The organism is Altererythrobacter sp., from assembly GCF_050299635.1.
In the GTDB taxonomy this organism is placed as follows: Bacteria; Pseudomonadota; Alphaproteobacteria; order Sphingomonadales; family Sphingomonadaceae; genus Erythrobacter.
The window spans coordinates 52,165-77,857 of sequence record NZ_JBNKWF010000004.1; the positions used below are offsets into that span (position 1 = coordinate 52,165).

26 protein-coding genes are annotated in these 25,693 nt (G+C 61.8%); 6 read left to right on the top strand and 20 right to left on the bottom strand.

Going from position 1 to position 25,693, the window contains the following annotated elements; all coding sequences use genetic code 11:
- Positions 1-17 precede the first annotated feature (17 nt).
- The gene (gene acnA, locus ACQY6C_RS02985) at positions 18-2,693 is read right to left on the bottom strand and encodes an aconitate hydratase AcnA (RefSeq protein ID WP_427964506.1); all 2,676 of its coding nucleotides are present in this window, start codon (positions 2,691-2,693) and stop codon (positions 18-20) included.
- Between the two features lie 124 nt (positions 2,694-2,817).
- Positions 2,818-3,714, bottom strand: coding sequence for a DMT family transporter (locus ACQY6C_RS02990; RefSeq protein WP_427964508.1), 897 nt, complete (start codon positions 3,712-3,714; stop codon positions 2,818-2,820).
- Positions 3,715-3,893: 179 nt separating this feature from the next.
- Between ACQY6C_RS02990 and ACQY6C_RS02995 the strand changes: the two genes are divergently transcribed.
- Positions 3,894-5,282 carry a L,D-transpeptidase family protein gene (locus ACQY6C_RS02995; protein ID WP_427964511.1) on the top strand — a complete coding sequence of 463 codons (1,389 nt, stop codon included), beginning with the start codon at positions 3,894-3,896 and terminating at the stop codon, positions 5,280-5,282.
- Positions 5,283-5,297: 15 nt separating this feature from the next.
- Here the strand turns inward: ACQY6C_RS02995 and ACQY6C_RS03000 are convergent, their stop codons facing one another.
- The 5 genes from ACQY6C_RS03000 to ispG form a co-directional block, all read right to left on the bottom strand.
- Positions 5,298-5,999, bottom strand: a complete 702-nt coding sequence (locus tag ACQY6C_RS03000; protein WP_427964514.1) for a murein L,D-transpeptidase catalytic domain-containing protein — start codon at positions 5,997-5,999, stop codon at positions 5,298-5,300.
- Positions 6,000-6,046: 47 nt separating this feature from the next.
- Positions 6,047-7,498, bottom strand: coding sequence for an NAD(P)-binding protein (locus ACQY6C_RS03005; protein WP_427964517.1), 1,452 nt, complete (start codon positions 7,496-7,498; stop codon positions 6,047-6,049).
- Positions 7,499-7,601: 103 nt separating this feature from the next.
- Entirely contained in the window at positions 7,602-8,156 is a 555-nt protein-coding gene (locus tag ACQY6C_RS03010; protein ID WP_427964520.1) for a manganese efflux pump MntP family protein, read from the bottom strand.
- A 13-nt stretch (positions 8,157-8,169) separates the two neighbouring features.
- Positions 8,170-8,667 carry an N-acetyltransferase family protein gene (locus tag ACQY6C_RS03015; RefSeq protein WP_427964523.1) on the bottom strand — a complete coding sequence of 166 codons (498 nt, stop codon included), beginning with the start codon at positions 8,665-8,667 and terminating at the stop codon, positions 8,170-8,172.
- A complete protein-coding gene (gene ispG, locus ACQY6C_RS03020; protein WP_427964526.1) occupies positions 8,664-9,800 on the bottom strand; it encodes a flavodoxin-dependent (E)-4-hydroxy-3-methylbut-2-enyl-diphosphate synthase in 1,137 nt (378 codons plus the stop codon). Before ispG ends, ACQY6C_RS03015 begins: the two co-directional genes overlap by 4 nt.
- Before the next feature lie 70 nt (positions 9,801-9,870).
- On the opposite strand from ispG, the gene ACQY6C_RS03025 reads away from it, so the two are divergent.
- Entirely contained in the window at positions 9,871-10,896 is a 1,026-nt protein-coding gene (locus tag ACQY6C_RS03025; RefSeq protein ID WP_427964529.1) for a CorA family divalent cation transporter, read from the top strand.
- A 6-nt stretch (positions 10,897-10,902) separates the two neighbouring features.
- Here ACQY6C_RS03025 and ACQY6C_RS03030 read toward each other — a convergent pair whose 3' ends face one another.
- From ACQY6C_RS03030 to ACQY6C_RS03045, 4 genes are read right to left on the bottom strand one after another with little or no spacing between them, the layout of a single operon-like run.
- Entirely contained in the window at positions 10,903-11,544 is a 642-nt protein-coding gene (locus tag ACQY6C_RS03030; protein ID WP_427964532.1) for a DUF1109 domain-containing protein, read from the bottom strand.
- A 1-nt stretch (position 11,545) separates the two neighbouring features.
- Positions 11,546-12,076 (bottom strand): sigma-70 family RNA polymerase sigma factor, encoded by a 531-nt coding sequence (locus ACQY6C_RS03035; RefSeq protein ID WP_427964535.1) that lies wholly within the window; start codon positions 12,074-12,076, stop codon positions 11,546-11,548.
- Positions 12,073-12,531 (bottom strand): DoxX family protein, encoded by a 459-nt coding sequence (locus tag ACQY6C_RS03040; RefSeq protein WP_427964538.1) that lies wholly within the window; start codon positions 12,529-12,531, stop codon positions 12,073-12,075. The genes ACQY6C_RS03035 and ACQY6C_RS03040 overlap by 4 nt, the downstream gene beginning before the upstream one ends.
- Positions 12,532-12,560: 29 nt before the next feature.
- A complete protein-coding gene (locus tag ACQY6C_RS03045; RefSeq protein WP_427964541.1) occupies positions 12,561-12,851 on the bottom strand; it encodes a DUF2282 domain-containing protein in 291 nt (96 codons plus the stop codon).
- A gap of 219 nt (positions 12,852-13,070) precedes the next feature.
- On the opposite strand from ACQY6C_RS03045, the gene ACQY6C_RS03050 reads away from it, so the two are divergent.
- From ACQY6C_RS03050 to ACQY6C_RS03060, 3 genes are all read left to right on the top strand, one after another.
- The gene (locus ACQY6C_RS03050) at positions 13,071-13,358 is read left to right on the top strand and encodes a hypothetical protein (protein ID WP_427964544.1); all 288 of its coding nucleotides are present in this window, start codon (positions 13,071-13,073) and stop codon (positions 13,356-13,358) included.
- 90 nt (positions 13,359-13,448) lie between these two features.
- Positions 13,449-14,297 carry a DUF692 domain-containing protein gene (locus ACQY6C_RS03055; protein ID WP_427964546.1) on the top strand — a complete coding sequence of 283 codons (849 nt, stop codon included), beginning with the start codon at positions 13,449-13,451 and terminating at the stop codon, positions 14,295-14,297.
- Positions 14,294-15,076: a putative DNA-binding domain-containing protein gene (locus ACQY6C_RS03060; RefSeq protein WP_427964549.1), complete on the top strand. Its 783-nt coding sequence runs from the start codon at positions 14,294-14,296 to the stop codon at positions 15,074-15,076. Before ACQY6C_RS03055 ends, ACQY6C_RS03060 begins: the two co-directional genes overlap by 4 nt.
- Before the next feature lie 69 nt (positions 15,077-15,145).
- Here ACQY6C_RS03060 and ACQY6C_RS03065 read toward each other — a convergent pair whose 3' ends face one another.
- From ACQY6C_RS03065 to ACQY6C_RS03105, 9 genes are all read right to left on the bottom strand, one after another.
- Positions 15,146-16,312 carry a mechanosensitive ion channel gene (locus tag ACQY6C_RS03065; RefSeq protein WP_427964551.1) on the bottom strand — a complete coding sequence of 389 codons (1,167 nt, stop codon included), beginning with the start codon at positions 16,310-16,312 and terminating at the stop codon, positions 15,146-15,148.
- Positions 16,313-16,426: 114 nt separating this feature from the next.
- On the bottom strand, positions 16,427-17,335 hold the full coding sequence (gene bla / locus ACQY6C_RS03070; RefSeq protein WP_427964553.1) for a class A beta-lactamase: 909 nt from the start codon (positions 17,333-17,335) through the stop codon (positions 16,427-16,429).
- Positions 17,332-17,799: a GNAT family N-acetyltransferase gene (locus tag ACQY6C_RS03075; protein WP_427964556.1), complete on the bottom strand. Its 468-nt coding sequence runs from the start codon at positions 17,797-17,799 to the stop codon at positions 17,332-17,334. Before ACQY6C_RS03075 ends, bla begins: the two co-directional genes overlap by 4 nt.
- Complete coding sequence (locus tag ACQY6C_RS03080; RefSeq protein ID WP_427964559.1) at positions 17,796-18,722, bottom strand: RDD family protein; 927 nt, start codon at positions 18,720-18,722, stop codon at positions 17,796-17,798. The genes ACQY6C_RS03075 and ACQY6C_RS03080 overlap by 4 nt, the downstream gene beginning before the upstream one ends.
- The gene (locus tag ACQY6C_RS03085) at positions 18,719-19,783 is read right to left on the bottom strand and encodes a stage II sporulation protein M (protein ID WP_427964562.1); all 1,065 of its coding nucleotides are present in this window, start codon (positions 19,781-19,783) and stop codon (positions 18,719-18,721) included. Before ACQY6C_RS03085 ends, ACQY6C_RS03080 begins: the two co-directional genes overlap by 4 nt.
- Positions 19,780-21,123 (bottom strand): DUF58 domain-containing protein, encoded by a 1,344-nt coding sequence (locus ACQY6C_RS03090; RefSeq protein ID WP_427964565.1) that lies wholly within the window; start codon positions 21,121-21,123, stop codon positions 19,780-19,782. Before ACQY6C_RS03090 ends, ACQY6C_RS03085 begins: the two co-directional genes overlap by 4 nt.
- A gap of 5 nt (positions 21,124-21,128) precedes the next feature.
- A complete protein-coding gene (locus ACQY6C_RS03095) occupies positions 21,129-22,085 on the bottom strand; it encodes an AAA family ATPase (protein ID WP_427964771.1) in 957 nt (318 codons plus the stop codon).
- Positions 22,086-22,099: 14 nt separating this feature from the next.
- The gene (locus ACQY6C_RS03100) at positions 22,100-23,359 is read right to left on the bottom strand and encodes a DUF4350 domain-containing protein (RefSeq protein ID WP_427964568.1); all 1,260 of its coding nucleotides are present in this window, start codon (positions 23,357-23,359) and stop codon (positions 22,100-22,102) included.
- Entirely contained in the window at positions 23,356-24,027 is a 672-nt protein-coding gene (locus ACQY6C_RS03105) for a hypothetical protein (protein WP_427964571.1), read from the bottom strand. Before ACQY6C_RS03105 ends, ACQY6C_RS03100 begins: the two co-directional genes overlap by 4 nt.
- 88 nt (positions 24,028-24,115) lie before the next feature.
- Here ACQY6C_RS03105 and ACQY6C_RS03110 point away from each other — a divergent pair, with 88 nt between their 5' ends.
- Positions 24,116-25,684 (top strand): tryptophan halogenase family protein, encoded by a 1,569-nt coding sequence (locus ACQY6C_RS03110; RefSeq protein WP_427964573.1) that lies wholly within the window; start codon positions 24,116-24,118, stop codon positions 25,682-25,684.
- Positions 25,685-25,693: the final 9 nt, after the last annotated feature.

Consider the following 25,693-nt stretch of genomic DNA (forward strand, 5'->3'; position numbering starts at 1 on the left):
CAATCAGGCTGGACCGATCAGTCAGATGCGAGCTTCCTCAGCACATACTGCAGGATGCCGCCGTTCTTGTAATACTCCATCTCGTTCGCCGTATCGATGCGGCAAAGCGCGGTGAAGCTGAAGGTGGTCCCATCGGCGCGTGTGACTTCGACTTCCACGTCCTGGCCGGGCTGAAGGTCCGCCAGGCCCTTGATCGTGAAGCTGTCATCGCCCTTGAGGCCGAGCGTTTCGCGCGTGTCACCCGCCTTGAACTGCAGCGGTAGCACGCCCATGCCAACCAGGTTCGAACGGTGGATACGCTCGAAGCTTTCGACGATGACGGCGCGCACGCCGAGCAGGATGGTACCCTTGGCCGCCCAGTCGCGGCTGGAGCCGGTGCCATATTCCTTGCCACCGACAACGACCAGCGGTGTGCCGTCCGCCTTGTGCTTCATGGCGGCGTCGTAAATCGCCATCTGCTCGCCATTGTAGGTGGTGTATCCACCTTCGACGCCCGGAACCATTTCGTTCTTGATGCGAATGTTGGCGAATGTGCCGCGCATCATAACTTCGTGGTTGCCGCGGCGCGAGCCATAGGAGTTGAAGTCTGCCTTGGCGACCTGATTGCTCATCAGATACTCGCCGGCCGGGCTGTCTTCCTTGATCGAACCGGCAGGGCTGATGTGGTCGGTGGTGACACTGTCGCCCAGGATCGCCAGCGGCTTTGCATCGTTGATGTCGGTCACCGGTGCCGGGGTCATGCCCATGCCTTCGAAATAGGGCGGGTTGGCGACATAGGTGCTGCCCGGGCGCCACTGATAGGTGTCGGAGGCTTCGACATTGATCGCCTGCCAGTGTTCGTCGCCCTTGTAGACGTCGGCATAGCGCGTTTCGAACATGTTGCGGTCGATGCTGGAATTGCGGACCGAGGCGACCTCTTCATTGGACGGCCAGATGTCTTTCAGGAACACGTCGTTGCCGTCGCTGTCCTGTCCGATCGGAGTAGTGACGAAGTCTTCGGTCACCGTGCCCTTGAGCGCATAGGCGACCACCAGCGGCGGCGAAGCGAGGAAGTTGGCGCGCACATCGGGGCTGACGCGTCCTTCGAAGTTGCGGTTGCCCGACAGGACGCTGGCGGCAACGATGTCATTGCCGTTGATTGCCTTGCTGATCGGTGGGGCGAGCGGGCCCGAATTGCCGATGCAGGTGGTGCAGCCATAGCCGACGAGGTCGAAGCCGATCGCGTCCAGGTGATCCTGCAGCCCGGCCTTCTCGAGGTAGTCGGTAACCACCTGCGATCCGGGGGCGAGCGAGGTCTTCACCCAGGGCTTGGGCTTCATGCCCTTTTCATTCGCTTTCTTGGCGACGAGGCCGGCGGCGATCAGCACATCCGGGTTGGAGGTGTTGGTGCAGCTCGTGATGGCCGCAATCACAACGTCGCCGTCTCCGATATCGTGGTCCTTGCCTTCCACCGGAACGCGGACGGGCGCGTCCTTCTTGTAGAGCTTGGCGAGGTCGCCGTTGAACAGATCGTCCACTTCGGGGAGGATGACCTTGTCCTGGGGGCGCTTTGGCCCGGCGAGCGAAGGCACGACGGCGCCCATGTCGAGCGAGAGCGTGTTCGAGAAGACCGGCTCATTGTCCGGCTCGAACCACATGCCCTGTTCCTTCGAATAGGCTTCGACCAGTGCGATCTGGTCTTCGCTGCGGCCGGTGAGGCGCAGATAGTCGAGAGTCTTGTCGTCGACGCCGAAGAAGCCGCAGGTGGCGCCATATTCGGGCGCCATATTGGCGATCGTCGCGCGGTCGGCCAGGCTAAGGTTCGAAACGCCGGGGCCGTAGAACTCGACGAAGCGGCCAACCACGCCCACTTCGCGCAGCATCTGCACGCAGGTGAGCACGAGGTCGGTGGCGGTAATGCCTTCGGCCATCGCGCCGGTCAGCTTGAAGCCGACCACTTCGGGGATCAGCATGGAGACCGGCTGGCCGAGCATTGCGGCTTCGGCTTCGATTCCGCCCACGCCCCAGCCCAGCACGCCAAGGCCGTTGATCATCGTGGTGTGGCTATCGGTGCCCACGCAAGTATCGGGATAGGCGACACTCGCCCCGCTCTGATCCTGGCTCGACCAAACGCCCTTGCCGATATGCTCCAGGTTCACCTGGTGGCAGATGCCGGTGCCCGGAGGCACGGCGTAGAAGTTCTGGAAGCTCTTCGAGCCCCATTTGAGGAAGTCATAACGCTCCGCATTGCGGGCATATTCCAGTTCGACATTCTTCTCGAAAGCCTTGGGATGGCCGAACTCGTCAACCATGACCGAGTGATCGATGACGAGGTTTACCGGGACCTGCGGATTGATCCTGGCGGTATCGCCGCCCAGCTTGGCGATCGCATCGCGCATCGCGGCAAGGTCCACCACGCAAGGCACGCCGGTGAAATCCTGTAGCAGCACGCGGGCCGGACGGTACTGGATCTCGCTGCCTGTCACCGGGTTCTTCTGCCAGTCGGCAATTGCCTGGATATCGTCAGTCGAAACGGTGAAGCCGCCGTCTTCGAAGCGCAGCAGGTTCTCCAGCAGGACCTTCATCGATGTCGGCAAGCGGGAGACATCGCCAATCGTCTCGGAAGCCTTGGCGAAAGAATAATAGGCGTATTCCTTGCCATTCACATTGAGGGTGGAGCGGGCTGCGAGCGTGTCCTTGCCGACCTGGGTCATGCGGGTTTCATCCTTTCGTGATTTCGCGTTGCCCCCTGGGGAGGAAAAACAGGGAGTCGCTTTTGCCGCGGCACCTGCTCTTTCACAGGCGATTGGTCAAGGGGGCAGAAGGGTGAATCAGGCCCTATAGGGCTGACTGTTCGGGCCGGCGACGGGTCGCGATCCAGCAGCCGATCACGATCAGCATGGCCCCCATTACCGTTGTCGAGGTCACATCTTCGTCAAAAATAATCCAACCGAACAGAGCGGCCCACACGAATCCGGTGTATTCGATTGGCACAAGCGCCTGCGCTTCGGCCCGGGCGTAGGCCCAGGCGAGACATAGTGCCGCGCCCACCGCCAGGACCGCTCCGGCGGTAATGTGCAGCCAGACCTCTGGCTCTGGCAGTTTGAGCAGGAAAGGCGCTCCGGCGAGCAGCACCAGCGCCACAACGCCATTCTGGAACGTGCTGACTTCGCTCGGGCGCGCAACCAATGCTTGTTGGCGTTGAAGCACCAGGTTCCAGGCATAGAGCAGGGCAGACAGCATCATGGCGGCGAGTCCGATCACCGCATCGTCGGTCATCCGTTCACGCCCGATCTTGCCGCCAATGATAACGACAACGCCAGCCAGACCCAGCAGCGCCGCGATGATGGCCTGACGTTCGACCTGTTCCTTGAGCAGGATCGCGGCAAGATAGAGCGCGATCAGCGGCGATATGAATGACAGCGCGATCGCTTCTGCCAGTGGGAGCCTCACGAGCGAGAAGAAGAAGGTCCACCCCATGAAGGCGACAACCGTGCCGCGCAGGAGGTGGATCTTCATCGTAGCGCGAGAGGGCCATTTGCGCGCGGAAAACCACCAGAAAGGGGCGATCATGGCCAGGCCGATCAGGCAGCGCAGCAGATAGGCGCTGTAGGCCCCGGTTGCGATCGAAGCGCCTTTCATCGCCGCATCCATCGCTGAAAACAGCGCAATTCCCGCGATCGTGGCGATATAGGGTCTGAGCGAAGGTTCGGATTGGCGCATCCGTGCCGCCATAGGCGAGCAGCGCGGTGCCGTCACCCTATTCGCCACGCTATCGATGCCGTTGATTTGCACCCGGGTTCACAGGAGCGAAAGCCGTGGCCTTCTATAGCAATCGGTACTAATATATCGGCATTTGCAGGCGTTCTGTGTAGCGTCTGCCAAGTTGAAAGATTAAGGAAGTTCAGATTCTTATGCGTATGACGGCGGGCAAGTGGATTGCTGGAGTGGCCGCCTTGGCGATTGGCGGTGCGGCCTTGGCGCAACAGGCCGAGCCGGAAAGCCTGCTGCCCGAAGACCGGCACAATGAGGCAGAGGTCGAGGTGGGCCCCAAGCCCGGTTCCTTCGAAGCCGCCTTTCCGAACATGGTTTCCGAACCGGTTGTGCAGGGCGACCTCGATGCCACGCCCAAGCCGCTGATCGCAGCTTGGTCATTGGAGAAGGCTGATGCGCTGGTGCAGGTAATCGAAGGTATCGGGGCGGAAGGCCTCGATCCGAAGGATTACGACCTCCAGGCCCTGCGCACTGCAATCGCCTCCGGCCCGTCGCAGGAACTTGACGAACTCGCCAGCCGCAGTTTCGTGTGGCTGGTTGAGGATCTGCGCGACGGGCGCACGCCGATGGATGCGCGCAAGCAATGGTTTGTGGTCGATCCCGATCGCGACCGCTTCCGCACCGCTGACCTGCTTGAGCAAGCGGTGGCGAGCGGCGACATCGCCGGTACTCTGGCGCAACTCGATCCTACGCATCCGGACTATGCGCGGCTCAAGGAAGAGCTGGCGAAGACGGAAGATTCCGCCCGCCGCAAGTTGATCCGGGCCAATATGGATCGCTGGCGCTGGCTCGCCCGCGATCTGGGCAAGCAATATCTCATCACCAATGTGCCCGAATACCAGCTCCGCCTGACGGTGAATGACAAGATCATTAGCACCTATCGCACTATCGTGGGCAAGCCGGGGCGCACCGCGACGCCGCAATTGGCGGAGAAGGTCGAGGGTGTGATTTTCAACCCTACATGGACTGTGCCGCAGTCGATCGTGAAGGGTGAAGGGCTGGGCGCAAAGGTCCTCGCCAATCCGGCCTGGGCGCGTCGCGCCGGCTACAAGGCGGTCAAGGGCGCCAATGGCTACATCAGCGTGGTTCAGCAGCCGGGCCCGGGAAATTCGCTGGGGATGATGAAGCTCGACATGCCCAATCCGCATGCGATCTTCCTGCACGACACGCCTTCGCGCGGGCTGTTCAATGCCGATCAACGCGCGCTGAGCCATGGCTGCATCCGCACCGAACGCGCGCTGGAACTGGCGATCACCATGGCGATCCTGGGTAAGGGTGCGACCAAGGAAGAAGCGGTCGAGGTTGCCACCTCAGGCAAGTACACCCGCGTGCCGATCGAACGCGAGATGCCGGTCTATATCACCTATTTCACCATGGCTTCGGACATCGACGGCGATCTGGCAACCTTCAAGGATATCTACGGGCGCGATGCGCCGGTGCTGGCGAGCCTCGACCAGCCGCGTGTTTCAAATCGCGCGACCGAGACAGACGAGGAAGTGGTCGAGATCATCGACGATCTTCGGACCTGACGGGCGCACTGTAGGTCAGTAAACGCCCGGATTGATCCGTTTCGGCCAATGCGCGTCGTCAGCAACCAGCGGCTCGACGCTGTGGACCGGGACCACGCTGCCGTCTTCGTTCCAGCCCAGGCTGTCGGCATAGAGCAGCCGCCCGCCTGACAGGTTGAGCAGCGCGATCCTGAACTGTTCCTCGCCCATGGCAAAGCAACCGTTGGAACGGCCCAGGCGGCCCCAGCGTGAAATATGCTCTGGTTCGGCATATTTGGCGCGATGCATCACGATTGCGCGGTCGAAAGCATTGTTGTTGGTGGAATCGAGGCCGCCCAACCGCACCGAGGTGCCGTAACGGCCGACGTACCATTCCCAGGTGATATAGGCGCCGCGGCTCGTCGCGTTGGACCCTTCGACGTTGGAATAACGATTGAGCCAGCCATCGTGCTCGGGATCGGAGCCCGATCCATGCGCGACGTGATAGCTTTGGACTTCTTCGCGATCGAGATTGACGAAATGGAACCGGCGCTCGGCCGAATGCAGGCCATAATCGGCCACGCCCACGATATCGCGCTTCCACACGACGTCACCGGCCCGGTCCAGCTCGCGCTTGGCCAGTTCGAACAGCGCGCGGTCGCGCTTTGATCCGGCACGCGGCGTAGCAAAGACGCGCGTGGGCAGGGCAAGCGAAGCGCTCGCAACCAATCCGCCACTCAAGAGATCCCGTCTCTTCATACCTGTGCTATACTACCCCAAAGTTGTAAGATGAGTGAATAGCGAATTTATGCCGCCTCGTGCACAGCCTTGGCCTTCATGCCGAGCTGCGCCATCGCGGGCATGTTCTTCGATATAACATCTTGAAATTGAGCAAGTATTGCCAGCTTTGGGCTGCCTTCTGCCGAGAGCTTGGCGATTGTTGGGCTCAGCATGTCGATGCGGGCCGTCGCCAACCAGGCACTCATTTTGGGATCACGTGACCATGCGCCGCGGTTCGTCAAGGTGATGAGAAGGCTGTAGGGGTAGGTCGCGGGCGTATCGGTCAGCGGGCCAGGTGTGGCCAGCGCGTTGCGGGTTTCGTCATTATCGTAATTGGCTTCGATGAATGCCGCCACCGCCGCGCTGGTTGTCACCAGGGGCACATGCAGCGGCTGAAGCGTGATCGTGTCGCCATCGAAAATCGGGCGGCTGTTTTCCCTGACGCGGAAGGGCACAGCCGAAGCGGTGCAATCGATGAACAGGCTGCCTTCGGGAACAGCAATTTCGCTATCCCTGAAGATCATCTTGCCCGGTTCGATCGAACTTACCCGGCCATTGCGGATGACGTTCTTGATACGCCGCATGATGTCCACCTCGCCCTGCGAGATGGTGGCGAAGTGGAACATCTCCGGCTCGATAGATTCGTCGATCCTGAGAAAATAGCCGTCCTCGCCCAGCATGTGCATCAGTTCGGCGCCGTCTTGCGCCTCGGCTGCAGCGCTGAGGATCGCGATCTGCATGCCGACCACGTCTTCGAGCGATTCCTCGCCGGGCTGGGTGTAAACGCGGTTCCATAGCCAGCTCTCGCGCGGGCGCACCCAAGTAATCCGGTCTGGTTCTACGCCCGCTTCGATCAGCCAGACGGCGGTGTCCATCGCGGTCTTGCCGCCGCCAAGGATGACGTAATGTTCGGGCAGCGCCTCTGGGCGCTTCCACAAATCGAGCAGCGCGCCGGGCGGAACGACATCGACGCCTTCGGCAACGTCGAACTGGCGCTTGTGCGTCGACGGGACGGACGTTTGGTAGAATGTCGCATCGACCAGCCTGCGGCGGATTCTAACCGTTGTCTCCTCACCCGAGAGGATCGAGACGATCCGCGCCTCGCCCGCTTCGTTCCTGCCCTTGAACTCGCTCAGCCTGTAATAGGCGACGCGCTCGGTCGGCAGCAGCCGCAAATTCATGACCTTTTCGAAATAGGCGAGCACTTCGGTTCCGCTAGCGAGCGCGTGCAGCCCCTTATTCGGTCCGTGCGTGTCGATCCGTTCGGTCGGGAACCCCATCGAGTTTACACCGTAATTCGCGCTCGGCTGGTGTAGCGCCACGAAACCATAGGCATCGTTCCAGTGTCCGCCGGGGCGGGCATGCCGGTCGACAAAGGTGATGTGGCAATCGGGATCTTCCTCGATCAGCGTATCAGCAAAGGCCAGGCCTACGGCCCCGGCTCCGATGATGAGGTAATCGGTTTCGATGTCGGCCATATCCACACTCTCCCTCGGAGGATTGCGACCGCCGTGGGAAATAGCTCAAATGGTGGGCACGTGCCAGCGCGCATTGTCCATGCCTGGCAATGGACTACATGCGTCAGATCACTCCAGTGTGTTCGGCCAGGATCTTCAGACCCAATCCGATGAGGATCAGCCCGCCCAGGAATTCCGCTGGCCGCCCGAACCTTTGCCCCAGCCTTGCTCCGATGCCGACGCCAATTGCAGACAAGATGGTGGTGACCAGGGCAATCACGATGCAGGTTGTCATGATCGGCAATCCGATCGTGGGCAGTGTGACGCCCGCTGCAAGCGCGTCGATGCTCTCGGCAATTGCCGCTCCGGTCAGCGCCAGGCCGTTGAGCGGAACGGCTTCCTCGTCGTGTTCGGACTTTATCAGCATGCGCAAGCCGAGGATTCCCAGCACCCCGAAGGCGATCCAGTGGTCGATCGCTGCCACCCAATCGAGCGAGAGCCTGGCCAGCCCCCAGCCGATGATCGGCATGATACCCTGGAATATCCCGAAATAGAGTGCGATCCGCAGCGTGTCCCTGCCGCCGGGGCGGAAGGATGCTCCCTGCACCATGGCGACAGCAAAAGCGTCCATCGCCAGTGCAATCGCGAGAAGCAGGGCGGCGAACATTGCAGCAATCATGGCGGGAGCCGACCTATTTCGCGGCGTCTGGCGCGGCGCTGGCCAATTGGGTTAGCGCTGATCCGTCCACTCGCATGACCGTCCACTCGTCCATGAATTTCGCGCCGAGCGATTTGTAGAAGTCGATCGAGGGTGTGTTCCAGTCCAGCACCCACCATTCGAGCCGAGCGCAATCCCGCTCGACTGCGAGCGAAGCGAGATGAGCAAGCAACGCCTTGCCCAGGCCTTTGCCGCGCACATCAGGTTGGACAAACAGGTCCTCCAGATAGATTCCCGGCTTGCCTTCAAAGGTCGAGAAATTGTGAAAGAACAGCGCAAAGCCTTTGGGTTCGCCATCGACCTCGCCGATCACCACTTCGGCATACGGACGCTCGCCGAACAGGTTTCTGGCGAGAATCTCCTCATCGAACCGCACTTCGTGCGCCAGTTTCTCGTAATCCGCCAGGGCGCGGATCAGGCCGGCGATCAGAGGAAGGTCGTCAGGCCTGGCTTGCCTGATGGAGAGGCTCACTCGGCCACCTCCGTCGCCTTGCCCGCATCGATCATATTGGCTTCGATCTCGGCTGCCTTGGCTTCGACCAGTTCGACAATGTGATCGAGCATGTCCGCGCTTTGCACATGGTGATCGGTCACGCCCGAAAGATAGACCATGTGCTTGCCATTGCCGCCGCCGGTAATGCCGATATCGGTCTCGCGCGCTTCGCCCGGTCCGTTGACCACGCAGCCCAGCACCGAAAGGCTCATCGGCGTCTTGATGTGCTCGAGCCGGTTTTCCAGCGCCTCGACCGTCCGGATCACGTCGAAGCCCTGGCGTGAACAGGACGGGCAGGAGACGACCCGCACCCCGCGTGTGCGCAAGCCCAGGCCTTTGAGTATTTCGAAGCCGACCTTCACCTCTTGTTCGGGCTCAGCGGAGAGGCTGACGCGGATCGTGTCGCCGATTCCGGCCCACAGCAGCGATCCTATGCCGATTGAGCTTTTTACCGTGCCGCCGATCAGTCCGCCCGCCTCGGTAATGCCCAGATGCAGCGGGCAATCGACCGTTTCCGCGAGGCCATGATAGGCGGCCACGGCCAGGAACACGTCGCTAGCCTTCACCGCCACCTTGTATTCGTGGAAATCGTGATCCTGCAGAAGCTTGATATGGTCGAGCGCGCTTTCGATCAGCGCTTCGGGGCAGGGTTCGCCATATTTCTCGAGCAGATCCTTTTCGAGCGAACCCGCATTGACGCCGATGCGGATCGCGCAGCCATTGGCCTTGGCCGCGCGGACGACTTCGGCCACCCGCTCGTCGCTGCCGATATTGCCCGGGTTGATGCGCAGGCAGGCCGCGCCTGCATCGGCGGCCTCAAGCGCGCGCTTGTAATGGAAATGGATGTCCGCGATCAGCGGGACTCGCGCTGCCCTGGCGATTTTCGCGAAGCTCGCGGTCGCTTCCTCCGTCGGGCAGGACACGCGGATCAAATCCGCGCCAGCATCCTCGCAGCGGCGGATCTGGTCGATGGTCGCCGCCGCATCTTCGGTCGGCGTATTGGTCATGGTCTGCACCGTGATCGGCGCATCGCCACCCACCGGGACATTGCCGACCATGATCTGGCGGCTCTTGCGACGTTCTATGTCGCGCCAAGGTCTCACTGAAGACATGGCCGGGCATATAGGCGCCGCGCGATGAAGGGGCAATGACAGCGCCGAATGTTTGAGGCATGAAGGCGCGATGGACGAAGAGTTCGACGATCGGCAGCCCGACCAGGCGGAAGACGGCAACGGGGACAATCCCCTGATCTTTGGCCGCGTTCTGGATGGGCAGGGCGCTGGCCGTCCTGTCACCTGGGACGAGGCGCGCGCATGGCAGCCCGATGGCGATGGAGAGGTGCTGTGGGTCCACCTGTGCCGCACTCGGCCGGGAGTGGAGGAATGGCTCCGCGAGCTGGAAATCTCCGAGCCGACCCGCGAACTGCTCGTCAGCGACAAGACCCGTCCGCGCGCCTTCAGGGAGGGGGAAACGCTGGTGGCAACGCTGAGGGGCATCAATTTCAACCCCGATGCGCAGCCGGAAGACATGCTTTCGATGCAGCTATGGTGCGATGGCAAGCGGCTGTTGACCCTGCGCCGGTTGCCGCTGCAGACCCCGCGCTATGTACTCAAGATGATCGACCGCCGCGAAGCGGGGCCGAACGATTGCGGGGCGCTCATCACCGAGATCACCGAAGCGATGATTACGCGGATGAACCGCTCGATCGTCGACATGAACGAGCATATCGACGAGCTGGAAGAGCGCGATCCGGAAGACGATCCCGAAGGCATGCTGGAAAAGATCGCCACCATTCGCCGCAATTGCCTGGGGCTCAAGAGGCATATGGGGCCGATGCATGAAGCGCTGGAAGCTATCTCGCGCGTCGCGCCCGAATGGTTCGAGGATCACGACCGGCGCGAAATCGCCGAGAGCATCGACCGGTTGCGGCGCTATCTGGAAGATCTCGACATCAGCAAGGAAAGCGCGGTGGTGCTGATGGACGATATTCGCGGGCGCTCGATCGCGCGCAATGAGCGGACGAACTATCTGCTCACGATTGTGGCTGCGATCTTCCTGCCGCTGAGTTTCGTTACCGGCCTGCTGGGCATCAATGTCGGCGGAATGCCGGGCGTTCAGGATGCGGACGCGTTCTGGATTGTGGTCGGCATGTGCGCGGCGATCTTCCTGGCCATGCTCGCGCTGTTCTGGAAGTGGAAGTGGCTCTGAATCCTCTCACCACCTGACTAGCGGCGGGATCGCCAATCGGCCCACAATAGCGGCAATCGCAACCGGAAGGATATGCCAGATACCCAGATGAGTGACCGAATTGAGCGGGCAAGACATGCCATAGGTCACCGATCCCAGCGCGCCTGCGGCCAGCCCGGCCATCCAGCCTGCCGCATTGAGCGACACCGGCGCGCCGCGCCGCAGCCATATCGTCAGTACAACGCCCGTCAGCAGAGAAGCTCCCAGTGCAAAGGCCAGGCAATGAGTCGAGGCGGGGTCCATCACGGTACCAATTGGATCCTCATGCGGGATCAGGCTTATGATCGCGGCGATCGGCAGAACGCCCGTCATCGCAGCCGCCCATTTCGGTGCATCGTGTCGATTGCCCACCGAAGGTGAGGCAAGCCCCACGGCCGCGCCGCTGCTGACAAGCCCAAGCAATAGCAGCAACCCGTTGGTAACCCAGAAGAATGGCTTGGCCTCGCCGTTCCATACCCCGTTCCAGAGTCCTTCGATGAGCGCGATGCCGACCAAAGTGACGATGCCGGCTACGCCCACGGCCAGCACGCCATCCCGCATACGGAAGCTGCGGACCGGTTCCAGCCCGTCAGTCAGTGAGGCGATCATGTTCTCTCGCGCCCGGTTCATGTCACTCTGCCTTCTCGATAAGCGCGGACAGTTTCTTCAGCCCGCGATGGATATTCACTTTTACCAGGCTTTCGCTCTGGCCTGTCTTTTCGGATGCCTCGCGGATCGAATTGCCTTCGATCTTCACCAGTTCGATCACTTCCGCCTGTTTCTGTGGCAGATGGACGAATAGCCGCTCAAGGCTCACCCGCGCTTCAACCACATCCTCCTCGCTGTCCACGCTCGCATCATTGTCGCCCAACTCGTCCGCTTCATGGCGATAAACCTTGCGCAGGTGATCGATCCAGCGATAGCGCGCGATTGCCGCGAGCCACGGCAGGAAAGGCCGTGCCGGATCATAGGTCGATCGTTTGGAATGCAGCGCCAGCAACACGTCTTGCACCAGATCGTCGATCTGGTGAGGGGGCACGCGTCTGCTGAAGTAGCGCTCAAGCCACATGCCCGCTTCAGACAGCAGTACATTGTAGGCGGGCCTGTCGCCCCGCTGTGCCGCCGCCATCAGCCGGGCGAGGGTGGATTCGTCCGAGATCACCGCCCGCGTGCCTTCATGAACGCCGCGTCGAGCGAGAGCATTCCGGCTCCGCGCGAAATCAGCACCATTGCCAGAGCCACCCACACGATATGCACGCTCCACCAGGCTTCGGGAAAGACGAAGATCTGGATTACCAGCGTCATGCCCAGCAAGGCCAGCGCAGAAAATCGCGTGGCAAGGCCGAGGACCAGGAGGATCGGGAACAGATGCTCGGAATAGGTCGCCAAATGCGCGGCAATGTCAGGCGGAATCGGTACGTCCGAGTAATCGTTTTCGAACAGGTATTTCGTGGTGTCACTGATCTGGAGCCACGTCCCTTCGACCACCTTCGTACGGCCCGATCGCCAGAATATACCGGCAAGGGCCAGACGCACGAACAGCAGCACCAGGCTTTCGAACAGCCGCCCCGACAGCATGCCGAACATGCGGTCGCAATGCGAAATCAAAGCACCCATCGCCACTCTCCCTCGCTACGCCGGGTCGATCAGCGGTTGATCGGCTTGAGCGAGCCTTTGCCCTTCGGCGTGGCGATGCTCTCACAAGTGCCCTTTTTCACGAGCTTCCAGGCATTGCCCTGATAATCGCGGGTGGAAGTGCCCGCACAGGATGTGCCTGGCCCGGCAGCGCAATCGTTCTGGCCGGCCTTGGCAATGCCATAGCATTTCTCCATCGGCGCTTTCTGCTCCGCTGCAGCAGCAGGCGTAGCAGCGATACCGGCGGCAATTCCAGCGCTGAGGGCAAGGCCAGCGAAACCGGCGATCGACTTGGTTTTCATTTGGGTTCTCCGTAGAAATTGATGGTCATGTTGACCGGCGCGCTCGCCGGGATTGCCTGCTGGTTCGGAGAGGGCTGCGGCGCGGTTACAGGTGCCGCCGATATTCCGGGAACCTCATCTTTTTTCATCGATCAAAGCCGGACTGTAACGTCAGGCCAGTCTCGTCCGAACTCCATTGTGCCCGCCCATGGGCAGAACCATTCCCATTTGGAGGACTTCATGATTATCCAGACCCGCAAGACAGCAGTGGCCGCACTGGCCGGCGCAATGGCGCTTTCATCGGTCGCGGCCTTCGCTGCCGAACCGCCTGCTGGCTCCTCCGGCACTGCCGTCGGCTCGGAAGACACAGTCCACTGTTATGGCGTCAACAGTTGCAAGGGCCAGGCCGATTGCGCGACCAGCGAGCATGCTTGCAAGGGCCAGAACGAATGCAAGGGCCACGGCTTCAAGGCGATGAAAGCCGGTGAATGCCTCTCGACTGGCGGAACTATCGGCGATCTTGGTTAAGCCAATCGTCGACCCTCGGGTGATCCGGCGCCTCCCTCATGCCCCCCTGACTCGGCGCCGGGTCACCCACTCGATTTCGGGATATTCGCAATGAGTTCGATCGAACCCTTCTGCGGCTTCGGGCTGGGCCTGCGACGCACGCATTACGCCGATTTTCTCGATGGCGATGTGCCGGTCGATTTCGTCGAGGTCATCAGCGAAAACTACATGGTCGATGGGGGCAAGCCGCTACGCGTGCTGGAGCAGGTTCGCGCCAAACATCCCGTTATTCTGCACGGCGTGTCGATGTCGATCGGTTCGGTTTGCGGGCTCAATCCTGCCTATCTTGACCGGCTGAAGCGGCTGGCAGAGCGGATTGATCCGCTATGGATCTCGGACCATCTGTGCTGGACCCGCACCAGCGCGCATAACAGCCACGATCTGCTGCCCTTGCCGCTCACGCAGGAAGCGCTGGGCGTGGTCTGCGAGAATATCGGGCGGGCGCAGGATCATCTCGGGCGGGCGATGCTGATCGAAAACCCCTCAAGCTACATGACCTTCCCGCAGGACGAGATGGCCGAGTGGGAATTTATCTCGGAAATGGCGCAGCGGACAGGCTGCTACCTGCTGCTGGACGTCAACAATGTCTATGTCAGTGCCTGCAATCACGGATTCTCGACGCAGGACTATCTCGATGGGCTGCCGCTGGAGCGTGTGCGGCAAATCCACCTGGCGGGGCATTCACCCAGAAGCGACGAGTGCGAAATTGTCATCGACACGCATGACCGCGCGGTCTGCGATGAGGTGTGGGCGCTCTATGGCCGTGCCATGGCCAGGCTGGGGCCGGTCGCAACCATGATCGAGCGTGACGACAAGATCCCGCCGCTGCCCGAACTGATGGATGAGCTGGAATTGGCGCGCAAAGTCGCGAAGCAGCCCAGCAGGAGTGCCGCGGCATGAGGCTGGCTGAGACACAATCCGCATTCATGGCGCAGGTGCTGGATGAGGATGTACCCGCGCCCGATAGCTGGAGCGCGCGCCAAGCGGCTGGCATGGCAGTCTATCGCAACAATTACCGGTCCGCACTGGTTGACGCGCTGCGCAGCACTTACGAACGAACTGCGCGCTGGGCTGGTGAAGAGGCTTTTCGGCGTGCGGCCGCTCATCATTTGATCAGCAATCCGCCTGGCGGCTGGACGATCGACGAAGCTGGAGCAGGTTTCGATGCCACCTGTGAGGCTCTGTTTGCGCATGATCCCGAAGTGGCGGAACTGGCATGGCTCGAATGGAACATGCTTCAGGTTTTTACTGCCGAGAACAGAGTGCCGCTCGACGGCGCCGGCTTTGCCGAGAATACGTCGGGCTTTGGCGAGGAGGATTGGGCCGAACTGCGCCTCGCTTTCATGCCCGGCGCCACGGCGCGCGTGGTGAATCACGATTTGCGCACGATCTGGAACGCGACCCGTGAGAATGACTTCGAACGGCCCGTCCACGCGCTTGATGCGCCCGCCGGGGCGCTGGTTTGGCGTGAAGGTGAGCGCCCGACATTCCTGATGGTTGCCGCAGAAGAGGCGCAGGCCTTCCGCGCCATGCAGGAGGGCGCGAGCTATGGAGAAGTGTGCGGCGCGCTCGCCAGCGCGCAGATCACGGAAGATTCGGGTCAACAGGCTGCCATGCGCGCCGGGGCCATGCTCGGCCGCTGGCTCAACGAAGGGATGATCGCTTCGCTCGCCGCCTGACCGCACCAAAGGAAAGGGCGCGGTGGCATGGCCGCCGCGCCCCGTCACTCGGCTCTTGCGAGATATCGCTCAGCCAGAGTTCGTCTTGTCCAGTTGCTCCAGCTTTCTGGCGGCCCATTCGCGGCCCCCGAGTCCGAAGGCCAGCGCACCGGCGACAGCCAGCCCAGCGATTATGATCGTCAGGATGTTGGTCGGGATCATTCCGCCGATGCCGGTGAAATCGAGCCCCATGAAGACGAACAGAACGATGGTGAGCCATTTGACGATCGTGGCCGCCGTGGCGCTTTCACCATCACCGCTGATCAATCGTGCAAGCAGGTTTGCGATCAGGAAACCGAAGGCAATGACCACCGCACCAAAGATCACCCGGCCGCCAAGTTCCAGCAATTGGTCGAGGATCGCAGTGAGCTGCGGGAAGGCGAGCGTTTCCGTCGCGGCGATCGCGAAGAAAAGCACGATTGCCACCTGGACCACGCGGGCAATGATGCTGGAAGCGGTCGTGCCGTCGGCAATCAACCCGCTTTCGCCCAGCGCCCGGTCTACGCCGAGACCCGGCAGCACTTCCTTGATGATCTGAACCACGAATTTGCTGATGAAATAGCCTATCGCCAGCAGGATACCCGCAAATATGACATTGGGAATGGACGTCAGGATGATCCGCAGCATGTCGCTGGCAGGGCCTGAAATCGACTCAATGCCAAGTTGTTCGATCGCCGCGATCGCGAAAGGGATCGCGATAAGCACATAGATGATCGTTCCTATGGTCTTGCTGATGGTGGAATTGCCGGTGACATTGTCCACGCCGCCGCGATTGGCCCACTTGTCGAAATCGACCGTTTGCAAGGCGGTGACCACGATGTCGCGCACGATTCGCGCCACCATCATCCCGATGAAGAAGATGAGCCCAGCCCACAGCAGATTGGGCAGGAAGTCGACGACATTCTCAAGCAAGCTGTCGACCGGCCCTGCCACGCCGCCAAGACCCAATATGTTGAGAATGATGAGCAGGCCGAACAGCCAGATCAGCAGCGAAACGATTTTTCCAAGCGAAACGCCCAGCGATTCTCCGCTGCCGGTGCCGCGCTTGAAGAAGTCGACATTGTCGACCAGCTTCGCGAAGGTCCATTTGGCGGCCTTGGCCAGTGCCCAGGTCGCCAAAAGTGCGACCAGCGCCAGCCCGATCTTTTCGGCCAGTTCCGCCGCCAGCGCCTGGTCGAAGTGGTACTTCCAGTCCATTGTCTCTCTCCCCCAAGATTGAGGGAGAGAAAGCTAGCATGGCGGGCGGGCCCGCTAAAAATTGTGCTGGGCGATCAGTGGATAACTTGGCGCATTGGGGGCGTGAGTTACCGCTCAGGCGGGAGAGGATCCGTGCAGGGCAAAGGCCGCAAGAACCTCGCCCACCTGAGCCAATACCTGCTCGGAAGCGGGATCCATGCCTTCCAGTGCTGATCGCGATTGGAAGTAGGTTGCGAAGGTCAGCGGCTCGCGTTCCGGCGGGTGGACCCAGCCCACATCGACATAGATGCTGCCCACGCCCGGCCAGTTCGACGTGCCGGTCTTGTCGCCCGCTGGCCAGCTCTCCGGAAGGCCTGCGCGGACGCGCCGCACACCTGTTTTGGTGTCCGTCGTCCATTGCCGTAGTGTTTGCTGGTCTTCCGGATCGAGGACGGATCCAAAGGCAAGCCGGTAAACTGTCCGCGCCATTGCGGTGGGGGTAGTCGTGTCGCGTTCTTCACCCGGCGGAACATTGTTGAGCGCAGGTTCGATACGGTCGAGGCGGCTAGTCCCATCGCCAATCTCGCGCCAGAACGCCGTCAGTGCTTCCGGCCCGCCTAGCTGCTTCAGCAGGATGTTGGCAGCGGCATTGTCGCTGTACTTCTGCGCCGCTTCGGCCAATTCGCGCAGCGTCGCCCCCTCCTCAATCCGTTTCGTCGTAAAAGGTGAGACGGACATCAGATCGTCTTTGCTCCACGTCACATGCTCATCGGCATCGATTGCGCCGCTTTGCGCCCGCGCCAGCACCATGGCGGCGAGAGAAAACTTGAATGACGAGCAATGGCCAAAGCGCATTTGGGCGTTGTGGCTAAGCATTGCTCCATTTTCGGCATCAAGCAGACCGACGCCCAATGTGCCACCGCTCGCGGCTTCGATGATCCGCAGCTTTGCCGACAGGCGGCCGGTGGGGCTGGTATCGATCGGCACGCAGGCGCTGGCCGCCAGTGCCGCGCCGCCTGCCATGAATGAGCGCCGGCTGGTCATGTCAGGTCCATATCCATGCACAGGCTGAACTCATCCGAAACATAGTCGCCGAAAGCGGGGCATTCGGCAAAGCCATGCTTTTCATAGAGCTTCTTGGCCGGGAGGAAGGGATCCGGTCGCCCAGTCTCGAGCCCCAGCCAGCGATACCCGCGCCGCCGTGCTTCTCCAATCAGGTGCAGCAATATGGCTTCACCCGCACCCTTGCCGCGAAAGGCAGGGGATGCGCGCATCGCCTTGAGCTCGCCGCGCTCACCATCCAGCTCCTTCAGCGCGCCGACTGCAGCCAGAGTGTCGCCATCCCACGCGGCGTAAAAGCTGACATCGGGCTGGCGCAGCCGTTCGGCAGGCAAGGCATGGACCGTTTCGGGCGGCGACCATTGGTACATCTCGTCAAGATGGAGCTGTATCAGGCCCAGCACCGCAGGATCGCGCAGATCGTCCGCCTCTATACGGTATCGGCTCACGAGAACTTGTCCCGCTTGCGTTTGCCGAAGCGCATCCCGCCTTCCAGCCGCGCGCGCAACTGGGCGTAGAACGCTTCAAGGAAGGCACGCTCATCGCCTGCGCCCGGCTCCCAGCCGATCTTGCGGCAAATCGTTTCATGCACGGCGATGATTGATTCCTCCGTTCCATCGCGCAGCACGCGTTCCAGCGTCTGCAACTCGTGTTCGCCATAGACCGAAAGCTCCGCCTCGCCGAACTCATATTGCGCACCGGTCAGTGAACTGGTGCCGCTCGCCGCACCTTGCGTAGAAAGCGTTTCCGCCAATTTGCCGCGTGGAGCCTCGACCACCCATGTTCCGGCGATCACGTCCCCGGCACGCAGCGCGTCCTTGTTGAAGAAGGGAAAGGCCATGAACAGCAGGAACCAGGCGAGGCCTGCAAATCCGGCATTGCCCATTGCGCCGCCTGGAGCTTCCAGCAGGAATACGAGCGGCAGGAACAGCTCGATATCGCGCAGCAAATTGCGGGCGATCACGGCTTCGGCAGTAAGTCGCCCCCCGTCGCGCGCCGCTACCCTGATGCCGGTAATGCGCTTGCCCGGCGTTGCGCCTCGCGGACCCAGCTCGCACGCGAGGAAATAGCCGTAACGCATCAGGAACAGGAAGATGAGGTAGATGATGATCAGGAATTCAGCGGTTCCTGCCACCTGGTCTTCCATCCCCTCGATCACATCCATCAGCCCGCCGAACAGCCAGCCCATCAAGATGGTGAAGATCAGCAAAGCCAGGAACTGGATAACGAAATCGAGGATCAGCGCCCCCACGCGTGCGCCGCGCGATGCGACAGTCACAGGCAGGGCGATCCCTTCCGGCGTCGTGATGATACGGCGGCGGGAAGACGCGCCCATTGGGCTGTAGATAGCCGCTGTGCCTGCTGCGCTCATGCTTCGGCTCCACTGGAGGGCGGGCGATAGGCGAAGAAATAGGCCAGCCAAAGCACCAGCATGGTCCCGCCGATCAGGAAGCGGTCTTCCAGTCCGCCGATCAGCTGGCGCGGAAAGGCTTCAAGAATCGCTGCGACCACCAGCATGATGACGACGCCGACCATGACCAGTGCTCCGCGCTTTCCGCTCTCCGAGGCCGCGGCCAGGATCGAGCGGTTGCCGGGAAAGGCCATCGACCGGCCAATGTGGAGACCCGCCGCGCCGGCCAGCAGGATCGCGAAGAGTTCGGTCGTGCCATGAACGCTCAACCAGGCGACGAATTCGAATGTGAGGTCCTGCCCTGAAAACAGCCACAGCATCGCGCCCAGCACGGCCATATTGTGGATCAGCAGCATCAGTGAAGGGATTCCGAAGGCAAAGCCGAGCGCAAAGGCGAGGATGGCGATCCCGGCATTGTTGCTGAACAGCATTGCGGCGAAGCCCGACAAGCCGCCCGCCCCATCCTTGGTTGCCAATGATTCGAGCAATTGTTCGCGCGTGGCGCCGGGCACGCGGGTGTCCATGAACTGCGTCGGGACAAGGCGGTAATACCATTCCTTGTCCTGCGCGACGAGCAGCCAGCCCACCACCGTTCCGCAAATCATCATGAATAGCGCAATGCACAGGTCGAGCCAGATTTCGCGAATCGCGCGGCTCCACCCGCCCGCCAGGAAGCTCCGCATCCAGGCGAACAGGCCCTGGCGCGGGCCATAGACCTGGAACCATGCGCGCTGGACCAGCGCTTCGAGATAGTCGAGCGTGGAGCGGTCGAGCGAGGTTTCGCGTGCCACTGCAAGGCTGGAGGCGGCTGTGCGATAGAGCGTGGGGAGCGCGAGCAAGTCTTCGTCGCTAACGCGGCGCAGCGAGCCGCGCTCGATCCGCTTGAGAATGTCCTCAAGCCGTTTCCAGTCGCCTTCGCGTTCCAGCCTGAAGCGGTCTGAGCGCAGCGATGCGCTTTCGATGTCCGGCGGGGCCTCGACCTCGCCCTTGCGCAGCCAACTTGAGATGATTGGCGCCTTCATCCGATCGCTTCCTGCCGCTTGATGGCGAAATAACGGTCGATCAGGCGATAGCCGATCTGGTCCCACGGCGCTTCGATCACATCAACGCCCAGCCGCCTGAGCTGGCTCAGCACCAGCGCGCGCTGGCGGGCGAGCGTATCCGCGGTCACGCTGCGTGCCAGCGTCGCAAGGTCGCCTGGTTCGGCCGCGACGAATTCTTCCAACTCGCTGTCGGCGATGGTCACGAACAACACCAGGTGTTTGTCGACCAGCCTGCCGACGCTTTCGACCATAAGTTCGGCGGCGGTGAGGTCGGTGAAATCTGAGAACAGCACCACCAGCGAACGCCGCTTCAGCCGGGCGGTCAGTGTCGCCAGCGCGAGCGTGAAATTGGGCTCGGCGGAATGGTAGTCGAGCCCGGCCGCTGCGCCTTGCAGGCGGTGAAATGCGCGCGCGTCGCGGATGAAGGGCGTGATGACTTCGGGCCGCTGGGCAAAGCCGAACAGCGCCACCCGGTCGCCGCCCTTGAGCGCGACATAAGCGCACGTAAGCGCAGCAGAAACAGCTCGATCGATGCGCGGCAGGCCATCGACCGGCTCGCACATCGCCTGCCCGCAATCGAAGGCGAAAACGATCTGGTTGTTGCGCTCGCTTTCGTTCTCGCGGGCATAGAGTTTGGTGTGGCGTGCGCTCGCCTTCCAGTCGATCCGGCGGCGATCCATGCCGGGTTCGTATTCGGACAATGCCTCGAACTGCGTGCCTTCGCCGCGAATGCGCCGGGCGATAAGGCCCATCTGTGCGTCGCGCAGGAAGGTCTGGAGTTCGGGCGAGCGGACCGGCGAAAGATCGGGCCAGATCCGCACCTCGCGCTCGATCGGGCGATCGGCCTGCCGCGCGCCCAGGCCAAGCGGCCCGGTCCAGCGCAGCCATGCGTGTGTGATCTGTGCCGTGCCCCGGCGATTGGGCCGCGCCTGATGGATACCGCGAAAGCCCACGCCATCGGGGCTGGCAGCGAGCGGAACGATTGCGCGTCCGCCTTCATCGAGGCGAGTGTCGAATTGCAGCGCCGCTTCGATTTGCCTGCGAACGCCGGAGCGGAACGCGCAGCGCAAGGTGATTGGCGTCGGCTCGCCCACTTCCGCATCGGCGGGCGCGGATATGTTCCAGCTTTCGACCTTGCCCGCTAGCAGCGCATCCATAATGACCACCAGCAGCAGCGCGCCCGCCGCAGCCGGGGCGATCATCCAGGCCTGCGGCGCCGTCGCAGCGATCACCAGCGCGAACGGCGCAGCTGCAGCCGCCAGCCAGGCGGTTCGCTGCGTCGGGACGATCGGCAGGGAAGGAAGACGGGGCAACCGCATTGCGATCAGCGCGGAGCCTCCGTGCTCTCGACCAGCTCGCTCACCAGCGCTTCGATATCGCGTCCTTCGATCTCGGCGGCGGGGCTGAGCGTGAGCCGGTGACGCAGCACGGGTATCGCCAACGCCTTCACATCGTCGGGGATGACATAATTGCGCCCGTCCAGCGCCGCGCGTGCCTGCGCCGCATTGGCCAGCATCACCGCCGCGCGCGGGGATGCGCCCACGCTGAGCTCCGCATGGTCGCGCGTCGCCCGCACCAGACGTACGACATAATGCACGATATCGTCGGCCAGAGTGACCTGATCCAGCACGCGGCTGGCATTCGCCAATTGTGCCGGATCGGCAACCTTGGTGACGCCCAGATCGGCCGGCCGGGGCGGGCCGCTGCGCGAGCCATAGCGCGTGACGATTGCCGCTTCTTCGCTTTCCTCGGGATAGGGCACCAGCAGTTTGAACAGGAAGCGGTCGAGCTGCGCTTCGGGCAGCGGATAGACGCCCTGGTTCTCGATCGGGTTCTGCGTCGCCACCACCATGAAGCGATCGGGCAGTGGATGGCTTTCGCCGTCGAGCGTCACGCGGCGTTCCTGCATCGCTTCCAGCAAGGCCGCCTGCGTCTTGGGCGGCGTGCGGTTGATTTCGTCCGCGAGCAGCAGTTCGCAGAAGATCGGCCCATGGGTGAGCGTGAACTGGCTGGTCTGGAAGTTGAACAGGTTGGAGCCGAGGATATCGCCCGGCAGCAGATCGGGAGTGAACTGGATCCGCCCGAAATCGAGCCCCAATGCGGTGGCGAAACTTTGCGCGAGGAAAGTCTTGGCGGTTCCCGGCGGGCCTTCCAGCAGCACATGCCCCTCGCTCACCATTGCCACCAGCAGCAGATCGATCATACCGTCCTGGCCGACGATGGCCTTGCCCACTTCACCGCGGATCGATTGCGCCAGGTCGCGCAGCTCGCCCAAGGTCATCGCATCGGAAGTCGTCATCGCGTGAGTTTCCCTTCAAGCTCTTTCAGCGCCGCGGCGGCGCTCAGGATTTCGGATTTGCTGCGGGCGGCGCGCATCGACGATGCCCGCTGACTAAACGGAATTTCTTGCGGCAGCCTGTGCGCAATCGCGGCGTCGATTTCGGTCTCGCTCGCCCGGGCGAGCCCCAGCCTGCGTTGCAAACGTTGTGCCATCAACCCGACATAGGGTTCGGCAAGCAGCCGCAGCCGGTTCGCGCGCAGGATCAGTCCCGCTCCGTTGGAGATCAGCCTCTGCTTGCCGAAAGCAATCGCCGGTCCTTCCGCAACAGGCGGGCCGAACCGGCGGAATGCGCGCCAGCCGATAACTATTATGGCGAGCATCAGGCACAGGGTTGCGGCCAGGAATGGCGGGCGGAAGGCCAGGGTGAGCAAGTTGGTCGAACCACCGAAGCCGTTGAGCGTAAGGTCGAATGTGACCGCTTCGATCTCGTCATATCCGGCATATTCGACCAGTTGAACGGCCAGGGCAGCCCGGTCTGCATCGGCGAGCCCGTAATTGTTCACAAGGTCTGGTTCGACCACGAAGACCGCATTATGCGCGTCGTTATAGAAGGCGCTGTCTTTCTTCCCCATGATTTCCGTCACTAGAATATGGCCTGCACTGTCGGTTACGACCGGAGAATGCAGGTCCCCATATTCTGCGTAGAGGACTGATTTGGTGGGCAGGGTTCCTGAACGGCCAATCCCGTTCCAATCGGCAATCTTGCCGTCTTCGACCTGCTCGGTTTCGATTTTCAGCGTGTAGGGACTGGCAAGGTCTTTGGGCCAGCCAGGCGCTTCGGCGCGAGCCAGCTGCACCCATCCGTCCTTGATCTTGTCCTTTACCTCGTCGGGAAGGCGCTTGGGAAAGCCATAGGCATACCATTTGGGCAGGATCACCAATGTCGGACCGCGGTCTTGGCGGTCTTCGAGGATTTCGGAAAGTTCCTCCGCATCGAAATAGGGGGGTGGCGTCAGCACCAAGAGGTCGTAAGTCTCCAGCCCGCTTGGTGAGCGTGACAGATTAACATGGGAGCCTTTGGCTTCCAGCAGTTTGACCAGGCCCGAATAGCCGTTGAGCCCGTTTGACGCCGCATGGGCGCGGCCGTCATTGGTATCACGGCCGGTATCTCCCGATCCGATGAAATAGAGCAGCGCGAGAAACGCGACAAAGCCGAACACCACCAGGGCCAGCACAGTGCGCAGCGAAAATGGGGAAGCGGTGCGCGTGCTCATATTCCTGCGCCTTCGATCCGGACGAGTGCGAAATCGGCATAGGCGGTGCGCGCGGCTTCCCAATCCGAACGCTCGAGCGACTGCATGGCGAACAGGCTGCGTTCCACGCGTGCGGCGATGGTTCCGAAGGCCATTCTTGCGCGGTCCGGCAGCGCGCCAAGCGAAGCGAGCTCGCGCGCAGTGCTTGACGGTTCGACCAGATCCGGCCGGGCGCTGGCGATCTGCCCGACGCTGCGCTGGAGCAGCAAATGGGTTGCTTCATCGAAGCGGCCTTCGGCAGCAAGCCGGTCGGCATCCTCGAGCAGGGCCATGGCAGCCTCCCGCTCGGGCTGCCATGCAGCTTCCCCTTCCTCCGAAATATCCCGCCTGCGCCGGCGCAGCAGCGACGGGTCGATCAGCCGCACGACGAAATAGAGCACGGCCGCGATTGCCACAGCCAGCAGCACCCATTTCAGCACCGGCCAGGATTGCGCGAGCAGTCCGCCGAGCGGACGGAAGAGTTCACCCAGCCATGTCAGAAACCGTTCGAACCAGGTGGGAACATGCGGAGGAATTTCGGGAATATCGACGGGCGCGAACTGGATATCCGTATCGCTGCGCAAGTCCTGCCACCCGGCAGGTGCCGTGCCCGCCTGATGCGGCGCGCCATTTGCCGGGGCAATTGTCATCGATAACTTCGTGGCAAATCGCGATGGATAGCGCAAGCTGGGTGCGGCCTAACTTGCCAAGATTCCAGAAAATGTCATGAAGGCAGGCATGGTGATCGCAGACTTGCCCGGAAACCTGCCTATCGATCCTCGCAGCGAAAGGGTTCGCTCGGTTCTGATCGTCGGCGGAGGATCAGCCGGCTGGATGGCCGCGACCATGTTGGCAACCGCGCTTTCGCGTGACATCGAAATCACGTTGGTCGAAAGCGATGCGATCGGTGTGGTCGGCGTGGGCGAAGCGACGATCCCGCCTATCAAGAAGTTCAACCACTTCTGCCGGGTCGACGAGCAGGCTTTCCTGTCTGAAACCAACGGGACGTTCAAGGTCGGGATCGAGTTCCACAACTGGGGGCGCCCTGGCGATCGCTATCTGCACCAGTTCGGCTTTGTCGGGCGCGAACTGGATGCGGTCGTGAAGCTGCACCATTGGTGGCTACTTGGGAGATTGGCGGGCGAAGCCTACTATCCAGCCTGGGAAGATGTCTTCGTCGCCAAGGCGGCAGCGCGTGCGGATCGCTTTGCGCTTCCGACGAGGCCGCCCAACGACCCGTTGAGCAGATACGCCTATGCCTATCACTTCGATGCCATTCTTTACGGACGACACTTGCGGCGCCTGGCCGAAGCACGTGGAGCCAAGCGGGTCGAAGGCCGGATCACCTCGGTCGATCGCGACAATGAAAGCGGGAATGTCGCAGGGGTGCTGCTCGAAGACGGTCGCAGGCTGGAAGCCGATCTGTACGTCGATTGCTCGGGCTTTCGCAGCTTGTTGCTCGGCGATGCCATGCAGGTACCGTTCGACGACTGGTCGCATTGGCTGCCAGCCGATCGTGCGTTGGCAGTGCCTAGCAAACGAGCCGAAGGGGGGCTGACTCCCTATACCAAGGGGATCGCCCATTCAGTCGGCTGGCAATGGCGGATTCCGCTGCAGAACCGCATTGGAAATGGTCACGTCTTTTCAAGCAGTTTCTCGTCGGAAAGCGAAGCCGAACAGCGCTTGCTGGCGACGCTGGATACCGAGCCGATCGACACGCCGCGCCTGCTCAAGTTCGGCACCGGACGACGCAAGCGCGCATGGGAAGGTAATGTCGTCGCGCTGGGATTGGCCGCCGGTTTCCTCGAGCCGCTCGAATCCACCAGTATTCATCTCGTCCAGACCGGGCTGGAACGATTGGTCGAACTCTTTCCGAGCCGGCGGATGGATCCCGTCTTGCGCGATCGCTACAACACTCTGGTCGAGACGGATTGGCGCCAGGTTCGCGATTTCATCATCGCTCACTACAAGCTCAATCAGCGTGATGATTCAGACTTCTGGAAATACACAGCAGGGATGGAGATCCCAGACTCGCTCTCCGAAGTGCTGGAACTGTGGAAGCAACGCGGGATGTTGGCGATAGACGGCGGACATCTGTTCCAGCTGGGTAGTTGGAGTTCGCTCCTGATCGGCCAGAATTTCCTGCCCGATGGTCTCCATGCCCTCACCGACAGAGTGGACCCCAAGACCATTGCGGGCGAAATTCGGCAGATCGTGGCGGAAGTGAATCAAGCCGCTGAAAGGCTGCCGATGCACCACGAGTTTGTGGCTCGATACTGCCCTTCCCCTGGCGCGGTTGGGCCATAGAATGACCCG

What these genes read in the sequence shown, in the direction of transcription:
- ACQY6C_RS03095 (WP_427964771.1), bottom strand. Translation starts at nt 22,085, where the DNA reads ATGACCTTGGGCGAGCTGCGCGACCTGGCGCAATCGATCCGCGGTGAA.
- acnA (WP_427964506.1), bottom strand. Translation starts at nt 2,693, where the DNA reads ATGACCCAGGTCGGCAAGGACACGCTCGCAGCCCGCTCCACCCTCAAT.
- ACQY6C_RS03030 (WP_427964532.1), bottom strand. Translation starts at nt 11,544, where the DNA reads ATGAACCGGGCGCGAGAGAACATGATCGCCTCACTGACTGACGGGCTG.
- ACQY6C_RS03025 (WP_427964529.1), top strand. Translation starts at nt 9,871, where the DNA reads ATGGACGAAGAGTTCGACGATCGGCAGCCCGACCAGGCGGAAGACGGC.
- ACQY6C_RS02990 (WP_427964508.1), bottom strand. Translation starts at nt 3,714, where the DNA reads ATGGCGGCACGGATGCGCCAATCCGAACCTTCGCTCAGACCCTATATC.
- ACQY6C_RS03085 (WP_427964562.1), bottom strand. Translation starts at nt 19,783, where the DNA reads ATGAAGGCGCCAATCATCTCAAGTTGGCTGCGCAAGGGCGAGGTCGAG.
- ACQY6C_RS02995 (WP_427964511.1), top strand. Translation starts at nt 3,894, where the DNA reads ATGCGTATGACGGCGGGCAAGTGGATTGCTGGAGTGGCCGCCTTGGCG.
- ACQY6C_RS03080 (WP_427964559.1), bottom strand. Translation starts at nt 18,722, where the DNA reads ATGAGCGCAGCAGGCACAGCGGCTATCTACAGCCCAATGGGCGCGTCT.
- ACQY6C_RS03065 (WP_427964551.1), bottom strand. Translation starts at nt 16,312, where the DNA reads ATGGACTGGAAGTACCACTTCGACCAGGCGCTGGCGGCGGAACTGGCC.
- ACQY6C_RS03090 (WP_427964565.1), bottom strand. Translation starts at nt 21,123, where the DNA reads ATGCGGTTGCCCCGTCTTCCTTCCCTGCCGATCGTCCCGACGCAGCGA.
- ACQY6C_RS03040 (WP_427964538.1), bottom strand. Translation starts at nt 12,531, where the DNA reads ATGGGTGCTTTGATTTCGCATTGCGACCGCATGTTCGGCATGCTGTCG.
- ACQY6C_RS03060 (WP_427964549.1), top strand. Translation starts at nt 14,294, where the DNA reads ATGAGGCTGGCTGAGACACAATCCGCATTCATGGCGCAGGTGCTGGAT.
- ACQY6C_RS03105 (WP_427964571.1), bottom strand. Translation starts at nt 24,027, where the DNA reads ATGACAATTGCCCCGGCAAATGGCGCGCCGCATCAGGCGGGCACGGCA.
- ACQY6C_RS03000 (WP_427964514.1), bottom strand. Translation starts at nt 5,999, where the DNA reads ATGAAGAGACGGGATCTCTTGAGTGGCGGATTGGTTGCGAGCGCTTCG.
- bla (WP_427964553.1), bottom strand. Translation starts at nt 17,335, where the DNA reads ATGACCAGCCGGCGCTCATTCATGGCAGGCGGCGCGGCACTGGCGGCC.
- ispG (WP_427964526.1), bottom strand. Translation starts at nt 9,800, where the DNA reads ATGTCTTCAGTGAGACCTTGGCGCGACATAGAACGTCGCAAGAGCCGC.
- ACQY6C_RS03005 (WP_427964517.1), bottom strand. Translation starts at nt 7,498, where the DNA reads ATGGCCGACATCGAAACCGATTACCTCATCATCGGAGCCGGGGCCGTA.
- ACQY6C_RS03010 (WP_427964520.1), bottom strand. Translation starts at nt 8,156, where the DNA reads ATGATTGCTGCAATGTTCGCCGCCCTGCTTCTCGCGATTGCACTGGCG.
- ACQY6C_RS03110 (WP_427964573.1), top strand. Translation starts at nt 24,116, where the DNA reads ATGGTGATCGCAGACTTGCCCGGAAACCTGCCTATCGATCCTCGCAGC.
- ACQY6C_RS03045 (WP_427964541.1), bottom strand. Translation starts at nt 12,851, where the DNA reads ATGAAAACCAAGTCGATCGCCGGTTTCGCTGGCCTTGCCCTCAGCGCT.
- ACQY6C_RS03055 (WP_427964546.1), top strand. Translation starts at nt 13,449, where the DNA reads ATGAGTTCGATCGAACCCTTCTGCGGCTTCGGGCTGGGCCTGCGACGC.
- ACQY6C_RS03100 (WP_427964568.1), bottom strand. Translation starts at nt 23,359, where the DNA reads ATGAGCACGCGCACCGCTTCCCCATTTTCGCTGCGCACTGTGCTGGCC.
- ACQY6C_RS03050 (WP_427964544.1), top strand. Translation starts at nt 13,071, where the DNA reads ATGATTATCCAGACCCGCAAGACAGCAGTGGCCGCACTGGCCGGCGCA.